This window comes from Paenibacillus sp. JZ16 (assembly GCF_015326965.1).
GTDB lineage: Bacteria > Bacillota > Bacilli > Paenibacillales > Paenibacillaceae > Paenibacillus_AQ.
Genome location: NZ_CP017659.1, coordinates 3,270,561 through 3,284,435, shown reverse-complemented (window position 1 = coordinate 3,284,435; position 13,875 = coordinate 3,270,561). Strand labels below are relative to the sequence as shown.

Genomic DNA, 13,875 nt, shown 5'->3' with positions numbered 1-13,875 from the left:
CTGTTGTTATTCTATGTATATGAATAACCATAAGGACGATAAAACCTGTACTCTTTATTATTATATAGGAGGATGTCCATCTATGAGAAATCCATCCTCGGCAGCCTCCCATGGCACAGCCCATGAAGGGGGAAAGCGAGAAGTCATGCAGACAAAGATGTCGCGCCGCCAATTTCTGAAGATGGGTGTTTCCGCCGTGGTCGGCGTTGGCGCTGCAGGCGGGGCTTACGCATCGTTATGGGAGCCTCATCAACTGGACATTACAAGACTGACTTTGGCGCTTCCTTCACTGCCCAAGCCCTTTGACGGGATGAAGGTCGTTCAGTTTAGCGATTTGCATCTGGGCTTTCATACCGGGGCAAAAGATGTGGCACGCTTGGTACAAGCCATTCAACAAGAGAAACCGGACATGATCTGTTTCACGGGGGATATGGTGGACGGCAATACAGAGGATATGAGGGCTGCCATTCAACCGTTCACCGAGCTGAAAGCTCCTCTCGGCCTTTTTTCCATATTGGGTAACCATGATTACGAAGACGTGGAGACTCTGATCTTTTTGGAGGAAGAGGCCGGATTTCACGTGCTGCGGAACACGGCCGTGAAGCTGAGGCGGGAGGGTGCCGTCATCGCCGTGGCAGGTTTGGACGACGTATTCTGGGGGCAGCCGGATCCGGCTGCGGCCATTCAAGATTTACCCGACGGGATGTTCAAGCTGCTCTTAATGCACGAGCCGGATTATGCAGATACGACTGCGGCCTATTCATTCCATCTCCAGCTGTCGGGCCACAGCCATGGGGGCCAGATCCGTTTGCCCTGGATTGGCGAGGTGATCACGCCGCCCGGGGCAAAGCGCTATGTGCAAGGACTATATACCACCGGTTCGCAAGGAATGTTGCTCTATGTAAACAGGGGAATCGGCACGACGCAGCTTCCTTTTCGCTTCTTATGCAAACCTGAGCTTACGGTGCTTACCTTGCGCTCCATGACATAATGGGACTGAAATATGTGATCTGAACATTTCAAGATGAAAGGATCACTTGGAATTTGTTACACAAATGAAATATACCTGTTATCAAACTCTAACAGCCGCGGGTTAAACTTATCACATGACCCCCTTTTGAGAATATATATTATGTTTTGGACCCGGTAACGGGTCCACTTTTTTTGCCTATTTTGTTGTGCTTTCTATATAAATACAAAAAAACAGAAGGAGGTGTACCCCATTAAAGAGGTACGGTCACCTTCTGCTTTTGTTCGAAATATACCCATTCCGTGTATCCGATTTCTTTGAGCACTTTAGCGACTTCGTCAAATTCATCTCCAACCCTTGACGGCTTGTGAGCGTCGGAGCCGAAGGTGACGTCAACGCCGTGATGGTGCGCGACCTCCAAGATGGCGTTCGATGGATACCAGCCGCCGCACAGCTTGGTTTTGCCGGACGTGTTGATCTCGATGGCAAGGCCCGATTCCGCGATGACTTTCAACGTTTCCTCGATGGCTTCATCGGCCTTGATTTCGGAGAACAGCGGATAATAGCCTTTCATGGCGTCCATATGGGCGATGATCTGGAACATGCCGCTTCGTGCGGATTGCCGGATCAGATTGAAATATTCCTCTTTATCGGCAACCTGCTGCTCCGGCGTAAGTTTCTTCCAGCGGTTTTTATTGAAGATGCTAATATCCCTGACGTGATGGATGGAGCCGATGATGTAGTCAAAAGGGTAGGCCGCTAACTCCTGCTGATAAACCTGGGCGTGGCTCGGAAAATAATCGGATTCAATGCCCAGCAAGACCTTGATTTTACCTTCATATTCCCGCTTTAAGTCCAAAACTTCTTGTACGTACCCGGCAAAGTCGGCTTTTGCCATGGTGGTGGTCGGGAAGGGGTGTTCCTCCGGACTTCCGAAGTATGGTGTGTGATCCGAGATTCCAATCACCTGTAAATCTGCCGCAATCGCGGCCTCGATATAATCTCGAATGTTGCCGTCTGCGTGACCGCAGCGGAAATGGTGGGTGTGCAGATCAAATTTCATATTGACCTCCTTTATAACGCTTGATTGGTTATTATTCTAGGTTTGATGCGGCGTTATTCGCTGCTGATGAACTGTGTTTCGGGCATGCCTTTCAGGTCACTGAGGAATTGACGCATAGCGGAGCTGACGTATCGTCCGCTCTTATAGATTACGCCGACAGGGTGGCTGACTTCAAGCTCGCTCAGGGGAACAATCTGCAGGGTGCCGTTGCGCAGCTCCGTCGCGACGGACTGCTTCGATATAATCGCTGCGCCCAAATTGATCTCGACCATCCGTTTAATTTCTTCGCTGCTTGACAGTTCCATGACAACCTGCGGCTCAATGCCGTGCTTCTTCATTACGTCGTCTGCGAAGCGGCGGCCAACGGTATCGCGCGTTAGCAGAATAAGGGGGATTCCGCCGAGCACATCCATGCTTGCCGTGGAGAGTTTGGCTAGCGGATGCTGAGGGGATACGACAAGCTCAAAGGTATCGTAGTACAGAATGGATGTGCTTAAGTTGGGATTGCGCTCGATCAGATAACCGATCCCGATGTCGATGAGCCCGTTCTCCACGCTGTGGTAGATTTGCGAAGAAGCCATGGATTGAATGGTTGTTTTAATATGAGGGAATTGATCCTGAAAGTAGGAAAGTACCCGTGGCAGGATCTGAATCGCTATGGAAGTGGTTGTACCCAGCTGAATATGACCCTGGGGAGTTTGATCAAGGTCGGATAGCCGCTGCTTCAGCTCATCGACGATCCCGAGGATTTGTTCGGCATGGTCCACGAAGACCTGTCCCCGGTCGGTTAACGTTACGGGCTGGCTCCGGTCCACCAGCACCGTTTTAAATTCTTCTTCCAGGCTCTTGATCTGGGCGGATACCGCCGGTTGTGTCAGATTAAGAAGTTCTCCCGCTTTGCGAAAGCTCATCGTTTTGGAGATGGTAATAAGCGTTTCCAATTGGCTGATGTTCATAGCCTTCCTCCTTACTTGATATATTCTTCCGCTCATCTATCGCGTGCAATCTGTATTATTTAAATTATAGGTTATTCTTCCCGGTGGAGCAACGAAGGGAGCAAACCTGATTGTTTTCGGCCGAAAAAATGAAAAACATTTTAATTTCCATTTAATTATTATTAAAAGATGGGGAAACCTTCCGATAATAGTAAAGTAGACATAGAAAAAAGGTGAGACCAAAGGCCCGTTTAAGCGAAAGGAATATCTTCGTACTAAAGCGTTTCAAGCGATAGCTGACATGGAAATACAGTTGTTGGAATGAGGGCTGTCGCTATTTTGTGATGATTTATTACAAGGTATCCATTATAATGTTTAAATATATAGGTGGGACTTTGGGACCCTGACCAACAACCCAGTGAAAGGGGCGTAATGAGGAATGAAAGCGGAAGTCATCAATCCTTTTTTAGAGTCCGCACGACACGTGATCGAACAAGTCATACAGGTTTCACCTTCCACGGGGAATCTTGGGGTCAAAGAGATCGGATATTTGGAGAATCATATCTGGATCCAAATTGGCATGACAGGCCAAATGAACGGTGACATTGTATTTGGAATTCAGGAGCAGGTAGCTCTGCAGATGGTATCGGTGATGATGGGCGGCTATGTCATTACCGAGATGGATGAGATGGGGCAAAGCGCGATTTCAGAGCTCGGAAACATGATAAGCGGCAATGCCAGCACCATTTTATCGAACCAGGGCGTCAGCGTGGATATTACGCCTCCCAAGGTAATGAAATCGGATAGCACGTCAAGTCTTATTCAGAAGAAAGCCCTTTGTATTCCGCTGAGAATGGAAGGAATCGGGGAGCTGGATATTCAAGTCATGATTTCATAAAATAGGAGTAATGAACCCAATAGCCGTGCATGCAAGTCTCTGTAAATAAGGAGGAATCATGAGCTGTGCCGGCGAAGAAAGGGATAATGAAATCATGTTAAAAAATAAAGTTGTCGTCGTAACGGGAGCATCCAGCGGAATCGGCGCTTTGATCGCGGAGAAGCTTTCTGCAGAAGGAGCATATGTGGTGCTGTGCGCCCGTTCGGTAGAACGTCTGCAGGAGGTGGGTGCGCGAATGCCGGGCCCCCATGAGCTTGCAACCATGGATGTTCAAAGCCCAGAGCAGGTGCAATCTGTCATGGAGGGTCTTCTTCTTCGCCATGGCAGAATCGACGTGCTGATAAACAATGCCGGCTATGGCAAGTTCGAAGCCGTTATGGACATGCGCCAAGAAGAGTTTCAGGACATGATGGACGTCAATTATATGGGCATCGTGCGCTGTACGCAAGCCGTGCTGCCGGGGATGCTGGAGCGGGGTGACGGCCATATCGTAAACATTGCATCCATGGCCGGAAAAATCGGAACGGCCAAATCCACCGCCTATTCGGCCACGAAGCATGCCGTGCTTGGGTTCAGCAATTCACTCCGGCAGGAGCTGAGGAACACAGGCATAACCGTGTCTACTGTAAACCCCGGCCCCATCGATACCCCGTTTTTTTCCTTGGCCGATCCGACAGGCGGTTATGTCCAAAATGTGGGCTGGTTTATGATGAAGGCCGAATATGTTGCGGATCAGGTCGTGAAGCTGGTGAGAAAGCGCAAGGAAGAACTCAATCTTCCGAGGCTGGCCTCACTGGGCATAAGGCTGTATCAGCTGTTTCCGAGGTTTGCAGATCGCGTGTCTTACAAATGGATGAATAAGAAATAACGGCTGCGGCGCTACAACGCTTCCGTTTCGGCAACAAGCTCCTGAAGCAGCGCAGTGGCTTGTTTTGTTTTTTCTGCATCTGATGAGAGCAGTGTGATTACTTGGTCCACGCGCTGCTTGTAATTGGTTGGCTTGATGGGAAAGGTTTCGATCATGGCCACCGCACGCTTCTCATTGATGCAGTACGACTCGTTTTTGGCAAACAGCACTTGATTCAAGCTCGAAATGCAGCGGAAGCAGTGGCCGGTTACATAGCTGATATCATCGCTGGCAGCTGTTTTATCCGCAAACATCAAGGAGAAGGATGCTTCGAAGGTAAAGAAGCCAACGATTGCATCCTTTAATGCTTTTGGATAAGGAACCGTTTTGGCTTTCAGCGTCTGTATTCGGTTATCCGAATCCCACAGTATGCGGCAAATCGCGATTTCCCCCATATACATCACATTGAGATAAGCATGCGGATGTCCGGTTTGGTAATGCGCGGATACCGTGCCTGCGGAACAGTCGTCGATGATGCCGGACACGCGGCGTACATCACGGAATAAGAAATCCACATGATAGCCCTCGATCATTAACCATCCGCCCCCGTTAACCCAGGCGCCCCATTCACCCAATGAAGTGATAATCCCCTCCCGATGCTCGTCATCTAATTTCTTCGCCACCTTAGCGATGTTCTCTACCTTGAATCCTTGTGATTCATCGTAATAAATGCCGATATCGATATCGGAATCCGGTTTGGCGGTTCCTTTGGCTCTGGACCCCCGAGTACGATCCCTGTAACGCCGGGCACCTCCCGAAGTTCTTCCGTTATCCGCTGGATCAAAGAATCAACTTCTGCACTCATGCATGTTCCCCTCCTTAAATGTTTTATACGGAATTGATCTACCCTTATGTATACCTTAGCCTCATGGATTCAATTTTCTCGCGGGTCCATTGGACGGCTTCAGCTGGGGAGATGATGGTAGCATCCTCTCCGAGACGCCACACATAGTCCGAATAGAAGAAGATGTCGGCCGCTGGTATTTCAAGCTGAATAATTCCGCTGCCATCCTTGTTCTTATGGATATGGGGGCCGAGGCGAGTATCCGTTTCAAGCAGCCAAACCCCTTTGGAAGTTAATTGTACCTCAAACGGCTTCATTTCCCCATCCCCGGTTTCCGGTATGTCACGCAGCGTTTGGCTGGCGATATCTTCACGGATCGTTATGGACTCATTGAGGCTGGCAGCAATGATCCGGTCGACTCTGAACTGTCTGATATCCTCTTGAGTAAAACAGTAGGCCGGACAATACCAGTAGCCCGAGCTTGCATACAAGCCGATAGGCTGAATATGCCGCTGACTGCTTCCTGTGGATGAACGATAGGAGATGGTGACCACTTGCCGAACCATGATGGCCTCCATTAGCGTATGTAAAATCTCGCTGGACATCGCACGGAATGGACTGTGGATCATAACGCGATCCTTAAGACGGTCGATCTGCTCCTTGGTATCTGCCGGCAAATAATGATAGAACTTGTGGAGGGCCGTGGCGGCTCCGTCACCGAACGGCAGCGTGCTGAAATAGCTTAAGGATTGGCACGCAAAAAAGATGGCGGTCGCCTCGCTTTCCGTGAAACTGATCGGCGGCAGCATCCGCTCCTGCAGCAATCTGTATCCGCCCCCTCGGCCCTGCACAGAGTAGATGGGAACGCCGAGCCCGCTCAGCTCATCCAAATCTCTTGAAAGGGTCCTGACGGAGAGCCCGAATTCATCGGCCAGCTCTTTTACCGTAAACGATTTTTTTGCATTGATCATCATCATTAATTGAATCAGGCGCTGGGATTTCTGCATAGGAATACCTCCGTCTCATATCATTTATTTTATCTTATTCTTTAAATAAGACAATATTTGTCTTATTTAAAGAATAAGATGTTCTCAAGAAGCAAGGGTTCACGCAGAATCCTTGGAGCAGGGTCCATTAAGGGAGGAGAATATAGAATGAAACAAGACATGACTAAAGAAGAGCTGGGATTTGTTTTTATACACGGAGCAGGATTGAACGGAGGAGTATGGGATTACGTTGTGGAAGGGCTGGGTCATCCGTATTTGAAAGTGGAATACCCCTTGCGGGATCGGAATGTGATTTCCGGACATCATTTGGGGCTGGAGGATTACGTAAACCATATGGCGGAGCAGGTGAGAACGTGGGGGACGAACAAGTTTGTCATTGTGGCTCATTCCCTGGGCGGGGTATTGGCTATGGAGCTGGCCTCCAGGTTCACAGGCCGTGTTGCCGGTTTTGTAGCCATCGGTGCGGCTATTCCTAAGCGCGGAGGTTCATTTGTTTCGGTGCTTCCGTTTCCTCTGAGGGCCATCATGCCGATCATCCTGAAAACGGCTGGCACGAAGCCGCCTGAATCCGCAATCCGTCATGGTCTGTGCAGTGATCTGCCGGAGGAGCAGGCTTCCCGAATCGCAGCGGAGTTTGTTCCGGAATCCCGCAGAGTCTATACGGATCGCGTTCAAGCGTCTATTCCCGATGTGCCAAAGCTTTATGTGAAGCTCACCCAAGACAAAGAGTTCGGATTATCCACACAGGATAGCATGATAGCCAATCTGTCTGCAGATGGGGTGGAAAGTCTCAGCACCGGCCATTTGCCAATGCTGAGCGATCCCCGTGGAGTCCAGCGGATACTGGATGGCTTCGCAAATCAAGTGAACGAAGGCCGTCACCCGGTTATCTCATCATAATCTGATCCCGTCTCGGGCCGACGGATATCGTCTTGATAGGAACGCCAATGGACGATTCAATGAACTGCACATATCGCTGCGCGGCTTCCGGGAGCTCGTCAAAGGATCGGATATGCGACAGGTCGCATTTCCAGCCCTTCAGTGTTCTCAGAACAGGCTTTGCAGACTGGAGATCGGCCGTTACCGGAAAATGGTCAATGATGCTTCCGTCCTCTAATTCGTAGCCAACGCATACGGGGATGTCATCCAGGTACCCCAGGACGTCAAGGTTGGTGAGAACGGCTTCGGTAGCTCCCTGCACCATGCAGCCGTAACGGGTGGCCACCGTATCAAACCATCCCATTCGTCTTGGCCGGCCGGTCGTTGCGCCGTATTCGCCTGCATCGCCGCCACGGCGGCGGAGCTCATCCGCTTCATCCCCATGCAGTTCGGTCACGAACGGGCCGGCGCCGACACAGCTTGAATAAGCCTTAACTACAGCAATGACTTGGCTGATGGCGTACGGCGGCAGACCAGCTCCGACCGGTGCATAGCCTGCCAGCGTGGAGGAGGAGGTGGAGAACGGGTAAATCCCGTGATCCGGGTCCCGCAGTGCCCCTAATTGGCCCTCCACGAGAATAGGGTCGCCTTTCATATAAGCTTGCTGCAGCATCGTGGTGGTATCCTCGATATATGGAGACAGGAGCCGGAAGGACTCCAGCAGTTGCTTGGTCATCTCATCAACGTTTAGCGGCTCTCTCCCATACAGATGCTGCAGCTGCACGTTCTTGATGGCAAGCATCTGCTCGAGCCGTTCACGAAGTCGCTGGGGATGGAACAGATCAGCTACCTGAATGCCCAGCTTTGCATATTTATCAGCATAAAATGGCGCGATCCCGCGTTTCGTAGAACCGAATCCCCGGGCACCGAGCCGTTCTTCTTCCAGTTCATCCAGCAACCGATGAATAGGAAGCACGACTTGTGCGCGCTCCGATATAAACAGTTTGGGGGCGGGGACGTTCCTTGCTTCCAGCTCCTGCAGCTCCTTGATCAATACCTCCATATCCAAAGCGGTTCCCGGACCGATGATATTCGTTACGTTTGGATAGAATACACCTGACGGCAGCATATGCAGCGAAAACTTCCCATAATCGTTAATAATGGTATGTCCTGCATTGCTCCCTCCCTGAAATCGGACGACATACGACGATTGCGCCGCAAGAACATCCGTCATTTTTCCTTTGCCTTCATCTCCCCAATTGGCTCCTACTATGGCTGTAACTGTCAAAGCATGTTCGCCTCCTACGGTCTTTTTCTTTTACAGGGCTCATTATATGAGTTGCATCATCATAAATAAAATTGATATTAGTAATAGTAGACATTAGTTTCATTTATGTTATACGATTCTGTAGAGAAGAATACGGATAACGGGTGAATTCTAAGCTGATCTTTCGATAAGGGTTCCCGTTATCATAGGATAAAATCGAGGTAATCATAATGGAAATCAATATGGAGTGGTATCGTGTCTTTTATTGGACCGCCCGGCTTGGCAGTTTATCGCGGGCAGCGGAGCATCTGCATATCACCCAGCCGGCCGTCAGCCATACCATTAAGCATTTGGAGGGAACGATCGGAGGACCGCTGTTCTTTCGGACAACCAAGGGGGTTAAACTCACGTCGGAGGGTGATGTGCTGTTTCGCTATATCGAGCAGGCCTTCAGCTTTATCGAGATCGGCGAAAAGGCGATTGCGGACATGCATAACTTGCATAGCGGCGAAATTAATATTGGAGCAAGCGATACGTTGTGCAAATATTATTTGCTGCCGCATTTGGAGTATTTCCACGCCACCTATCCGGATATACGCATCCGCATCTCCAACCGCACAACCCCGGAAACGCTGTCCCTTCTCAAGGAAGGGAAGATTGATTTTGGCATCGTTCATTTACCGGCCTCCGATAAACAAATCGATTTTCGTGCCAGTTCGCCGATCCATGATTGTTTAGTTGCCGGGAAATCATTTGTGGAGCGGGCACAGTTACAGCACCCCTTGTCCCTTCGCGATATCGGGAACTACCCGCTGCTTATGCTGGAGAGGGGCGGGAGCACAAGAAACTATGTCGATCAATATGCAAAGAGGCAGGGAGTGACGCTGAAACCCGAGTTCGAGCTTGGCAGCATTGAGCTGCTGGTACAGTTTGCCCGGAGCGGCTTTGGACTGGCTTTTGTCATTCGCGACTATGCTAACGAGGAATTGCAGGGAGGACAGCTGATCGAGGTGCCGCTCCATCCGCCGATTCCCGAGCGCAGCATAGGAATTGCAACGCTTCAAGGTATACCGCTATCTGCTGCCGCCAAGTCATTTCTTTCTCTTTTGCCTTAGACAGGTCGGTGACGAGCTATTCGAATGCCATATTCGAAGTGCTGTTCACTGCCGTTTAGGATGTTTGATTTGGTGAGGACTCCTGTTTTGGCATATAATGAAAAAGAGTGATCAAAACTTGGTAGGAAACACGCCTGCTACCACCGTATGAAGTAAACAAACCACATGTATCGGAAGGTTTTTTCTAGCGATATCAGGCAGACGCGCTTTGGAATTATAGACTTCTGATATCTAAAAAAAGGATGGACTAACATATGACTGCAACTACATTTCATACATTAGGAATAGCCGAGGATTTGTCCTCCAGATTAACGGAGTTTGGCATTGTCACGCCTTCTCCCGTTCAGGCTGAGGCTATACCGCCCATACTCGAAGGCAAGGACGTGCTTGCGACTTCCCAGACAGGTACAGGCAAGACGCTGGCTTATTTGCTGCCTGTGCTTCAGGGCATCGATCCGGAGATCAAGGGAACACAGAAATTGATTCTTGCTCCGACACAAGAGCTAGCCGTACAGATTGTGAGAGAGAGCGAGCGTTACGGGGAAGCCCGCGGAATCGGTGTGCTCGGTCTCATCGGGGGCGCCGCGGCCAAGCGTCAGATTGAGAAGCTGAAGCTGCATCCGCAGCTGATCGTAGGAACGCCGGGACGCGTGCGGGAGCTGATCGAAATCCGGAAATTGAAGATGCACCAAGTAAGCACGATCGTAGTGGACGAGGTGGATCAGGTATTTAATCTGGGCGGCGCCGGGGATGTGGATCGCATTCTGCGCAGTGCATTACGCGATCGTCAATTGGTATTCTTATCCGCCACGGTGAGTCCGGAGACGGCAGAGCTCGTCAAGAAGGAGATGGATCAGCCGGTCGAAATCGGGATTGATCCTGAGCAGCGGACACCGTCCGCGTTGGAGCATTATTATTTTGTGACCGAAGAGCGTGACAAGTTGGACATGCTGCGCCGCGTAGTCCGGCATTACAATCCCGACCGTGCGATTGTCTTCGTCAATGCCACCGAGGATTTGGCAGAGGTTGAAGCGAAGCTGAACTACCTCGGCTTAAATGCGGCTGCCATCTATGGTGATGCCGACAAGATGACTAGAAGCCGGGTTTTGAATGCGTTTAGAGAAGGGCGTACCAAGCTCTTGGTGGCTAGCGATGTCGCTGCCCGCGGACTTGATATCGAAGGACTCGGCATGGTCATCAATTACGATCCGCCTATTGACGCCGAGCATTATACACATCGCGCAGGACGTACTGGACGCATGGGTCGGAGCGGCATGGCGATCACGCTCGTAACGGACCGTCAGACGTTCATCATGCGCAAGTTCAATCGCGAGCTGGGCATATCGATTGAAGAACGCGCTCTGTATGGCGGGAAGGTTAGATCTCCTCGTGCTACACCGGCCGATCGAGGACATGGTCCGCGTTGGTCAGCCGGAGGTCCTGCCCGAAAAGAGAAACCAGCTCGAAAGCCTGCTTCCACTAGCGCCAATGGTAAGGCGGGAAGCGGTAAGGCTTCGGGTGAGCGTCAGAGTGAAAGGGAGCGGGACCGCAAGAACAAGGGCGCTCCGAAATGGCTGAAGAATAAGCCTCCACGGAGCTAATGGCTGCAGGCTCCATCCATGCGGAGCTTGCAACCGGTATGTTGTTTTTCGGGTCCGATTCATCGGATGTGGTCGACATCCATAGGGACCGGACTTTTCAGAATAAGAGGTGATCGATAATGAGTGAACAGCCGGTATTGTCTGTTCAAGGGTTAAGCGGCGGGTATAGCATGAATCGACCGGTTCTGCATGATGTAACCTTTCAGGTTGAACCGGGTGAGATGGTAGGTTTGATCGGCCTGAACGGGGCGGGCAAGAGCACCACGATGAAGCATATTCTCGGACTGATGAACCCGCAAAAAGGGAGCATTCAGGTGCAAGGGAAGAGCCGGGCAGAGCATTCCGAAGCTTATCACGGCGCTTTGGCGTTTGTCCCCGAATCCCCGCTGCTGTATGAGGAGATGACGGTACGCGAGCATCTGGAGTTTACGGCGCGCTCCTATGGCGTATCCCGTGAAGATTATGAGTCGCGTTCGGAGCAGCTGTCCAAGATGTTCCGCATGGAAGAGAAGATGGACAGCCTGTCCACGCATTTATCCAAGGGTATGCGCCAAAAAGTGATGATCATGTGCGCGTTTGTCGCCAGACCGTCGCTGTACATTATTGACGAGCCCTTCCTTGGGCTTGATCCGCTCGGGATACGTTCGCTGCTTGACTTCATGCTGGAGCTGAAGGCGTCCGGCGCTTCGGTACTGCTCAGCTCCCATATTCTCTCCACGATTGAGAATTATTGCGACCGGTTCATCGTGCTGCACCGCGGCAGCATCATTGCTCAGGGAACGCTGAAGGAAATCCAGGACCAAGCCGGAAGGCCGGGGATGTCGCTGGAGGAGCTGTTTAATGTGCTGATTCAGGATGGTAAAGGCGAATGAACCTGCGTGAGCTGTATGTCAAACGACGCGGGCAGTTCTGGGGTGAAATTCTCCCCTATCTGGGTTATGTCATACAGAGCGGGGTAGCCGTCGTATTTCTGTTTCTGCTGATTGCATTCGCTGCCTGGTATACTGCACTACTGCAGCAGATTCCGCCAGATCTGCCGATTCGCTGGATCATGATGATTTTCCTTGTGCCCCTCATGATCAACAGCAGCATCCGCACCTATCTGCGTCCGGCGGATACGGTGTTCCTCATTCCGCAGGAATCCCGGATGAAGGAATACTTCAGTACAGCATGGTTCAGTGGCGTCATTTATAAAATCATCGGTTTGGGACTGGTGATGTTAATCCTATGGCCACTATACATACGCAGTGATGTTTCGCCAAAACCGCTGCTGGCAACGTTTGTTGTTCTGACGCTGTTTAAACTGCTGTCAAGCTTCGGCAGCTGGAAGGAGCAGCTTATGGTGTCAAGGAATGCGGCGGCAGCCTACAGGGTACTCCGCTGGATCGTTCCGGCGCTGAGTTTAGCCGCCTGGTTATGGCATCCAACGGGCCGAGCCCTCCTGTTCATGGCGCTGCTTGGCCTCACGTATGTTGCGGCCTTGTCAGTACCCGCCAGGCACCTGGTTGCTTGGGAACGATTCATCGCCGTTGAGGAGCGACAGGCGAGCCGGGTGATGATGGTGCTGAGCTGGTTCGTGAATGTGCCTCAGCGCGGGCAGCGTGTCCATGCGCGGAAATGGCTGTCCGGATGGGGCAAGGGCTTGGCGTGGAAGAAGGAAAGCGCCTATCGCTTTCTTCTCATTAAGAGCCTGACGCGCAGTGATATTCTGGGCATACTGATTCGGGTCGGTTTGCTGGGTGCCTTTCTTGTGTGGGCAACCCGGGAGAGTCTGGTATCGGCGATTGTGTATCTGGTCAGCCTGATGATTATCGGACTCCAACTGTCTGCGCTGCGAAAGCTTCACCCGGAATCGTTCTGGCTGCATGTCTACCCGCTTCCGGAAGGTACGCGCCGCGACAATGAAGGGAAACTGATCTTCCAGGTGCAGCTGTTCTGGGCTGTCCTCCTGTGGCTCCCACTCATTCCGGACATCCTGAGTGCCCCCGGACGTATATTGGGTACGCTGGCTGCGGGGATCGTGCTTGTATTTCTGTTCCGAAGCGCTGCTGCCCGGAAGAGCCGACGTGAAGATGATGACGACGAATAAATGGGAAGAGGCCGGGACGTTAACGTCCCGGCCTTCTATTGTAATTATAGTATGGGTTATTCCGGTTGCAGAAATCGCAGTGCGTGGTGTGGCGACCTGCGATTTCTGTTAGGCTGTTATCTAGTTGTCATTACACCCAGAAAGAACGAGTGATGATAACGAGCAGGATAAAGAGAACCAGGATTGCTCCAACTCCGTATCCACCGCCGTATCCGCCGCCGTATCTTACTTCTTCAACTGCACCCATGTTCATTCCCCTTTCAGTTCGTTGATTTGTAGTACACGGTATTGTATGTAGCTAATGGTCTATGTGTATGGGCGAGCGTTTATTTGTGGCAGAAGAAAAAATGAAGACCGGGG

General features: G+C 51.2%; 13 protein-coding genes and 1 pseudogene. 8 read left to right on the top strand and 6 right to left on the bottom strand.

The features are described 5' to 3' along the window. The first annotated feature begins 82 nt into the window (after nucleotides 1–82). Nucleotides 83–991 (top strand): metallophosphoesterase, encoded by a 909-nt coding sequence (locus BJP58_RS14920; protein ID WP_194544526.1) that lies wholly within the window; start codon nucleotides 83–85, stop codon nucleotides 989–991. A gap of 232 nt (nucleotides 992–1,223) precedes the next feature. On the opposite strand, the gene BJP58_RS14915 is transcribed toward BJP58_RS14920, so the two are convergent. Together BJP58_RS14915 and BJP58_RS14910 are read right to left on the bottom strand one after the other, a co-directional pair. Beyond that, a complete protein-coding gene (locus BJP58_RS14915; protein WP_194544525.1) occupies nucleotides 1,224–2,033 on the bottom strand; it encodes a histidinol-phosphatase in 810 nt (269 codons plus the stop codon). A gap of 53 nt (nucleotides 2,034–2,086) precedes the next feature. Next, nucleotides 2,087–2,989 (bottom strand): LysR family transcriptional regulator, encoded by a 903-nt coding sequence (locus tag BJP58_RS14910; protein ID WP_194544524.1) that lies wholly within the window; start codon nucleotides 2,987–2,989, stop codon nucleotides 2,087–2,089. Between the two features lie 418 nt (nucleotides 2,990–3,407). Between BJP58_RS14910 and BJP58_RS14905 the strand changes: the two genes are divergently transcribed. Both BJP58_RS14905 and BJP58_RS14900 read left to right on the top strand, forming a co-directional pair. Further along, entirely contained in the window at nucleotides 3,408–3,866 is a 459-nt protein-coding gene (locus BJP58_RS14905; protein WP_071222422.1) for a chemotaxis protein CheX, read from the top strand. Nucleotides 3,867–3,960: 94 nt separating this feature from the next. Beyond that, a complete protein-coding gene (locus tag BJP58_RS14900) occupies nucleotides 3,961–4,734 on the top strand; it encodes an SDR family NAD(P)-dependent oxidoreductase (RefSeq protein WP_194544523.1) in 774 nt (257 codons plus the stop codon). Nucleotides 4,735–4,745: 11 nt separating this feature from the next. Here BJP58_RS14900 and BJP58_RS14895 read toward each other — a convergent pair. After that, nucleotides 4,746–5,578: pseudogene (locus tag BJP58_RS14895) on the bottom strand (nucleotidyltransferase domain-containing protein). A 44-nt stretch (nucleotides 5,579–5,622) separates the two neighbouring features. Continuing rightward, complete coding sequence (locus BJP58_RS14890; protein ID WP_194544522.1) at nucleotides 5,623–6,564, bottom strand: helix-turn-helix transcriptional regulator; 942 nt, start codon at nucleotides 6,562–6,564, stop codon at nucleotides 5,623–5,625. A gap of 147 nt (nucleotides 6,565–6,711) precedes the next feature. Between BJP58_RS14890 and BJP58_RS14885 the strand changes: the two genes are divergently transcribed. Continuing rightward, the gene (locus BJP58_RS14885) at nucleotides 6,712–7,464 is read left to right on the top strand and encodes an alpha/beta fold hydrolase (protein WP_194544521.1); all 753 of its coding nucleotides are present in this window, start codon (nucleotides 6,712–6,714) and stop codon (nucleotides 7,462–7,464) included. On the opposite strand, the gene BJP58_RS14880 is transcribed toward BJP58_RS14885, so the two are convergent. Continuing rightward, a complete protein-coding gene (locus tag BJP58_RS14880; RefSeq protein WP_194544520.1) occupies nucleotides 7,451–8,731 on the bottom strand; it encodes an adenylosuccinate synthase in 1,281 nt (426 codons plus the stop codon). The two genes, BJP58_RS14885 and BJP58_RS14880, sit on opposite strands and share 14 nt — an antisense overlap. A 209-nt stretch (nucleotides 8,732–8,940) precedes the next feature. On the opposite strand from BJP58_RS14880, the gene BJP58_RS14875 reads away from it, so the two are divergent. The 4 genes from BJP58_RS14875 to BJP58_RS14860 all read left to right on the top strand — a co-directional run bounded on the left by BJP58_RS14875 (nucleotide 8,941) and on the right by BJP58_RS14860 (nucleotide 13,515). Beyond that, nucleotides 8,941–9,825 (top strand): LysR family transcriptional regulator, encoded by an 885-nt coding sequence (locus BJP58_RS14875; RefSeq protein ID WP_194544519.1) that lies wholly within the window; start codon nucleotides 8,941–8,943, stop codon nucleotides 9,823–9,825. A 254-nt stretch (nucleotides 9,826–10,079) separates the two neighbouring features. Next, a complete protein-coding gene (locus tag BJP58_RS14870; protein ID WP_194544518.1) occupies nucleotides 10,080–11,426 on the top strand; it encodes a DEAD/DEAH box helicase in 1,347 nt (448 codons plus the stop codon). Between the two features lie 119 nt (nucleotides 11,427–11,545). Then, complete coding sequence (locus tag BJP58_RS14865) at nucleotides 11,546–12,298, top strand: ABC transporter ATP-binding protein (RefSeq protein WP_071222429.1); 753 nt, start codon at nucleotides 11,546–11,548, stop codon at nucleotides 12,296–12,298. Next, complete coding sequence (locus BJP58_RS14860; RefSeq protein ID WP_194544517.1) at nucleotides 12,295–13,515, top strand: ABC transporter permease; 1,221 nt, start codon at nucleotides 12,295–12,297, stop codon at nucleotides 13,513–13,515. Before BJP58_RS14865 ends, BJP58_RS14860 begins: the two co-directional genes overlap by 4 nt. Before the next feature lie 130 nt (nucleotides 13,516–13,645). Here BJP58_RS14860 and BJP58_RS14855 read toward each other — a convergent pair whose 3' ends face one another. After that, the gene (locus tag BJP58_RS14855) at nucleotides 13,646–13,762 is read right to left on the bottom strand and encodes a sporulation protein YjcZ (protein WP_083397722.1); all 117 of its coding nucleotides are present in this window, start codon (nucleotides 13,760–13,762) and stop codon (nucleotides 13,646–13,648) included. Nucleotides 13,763–13,875: the final 113 nt, after the last annotated feature.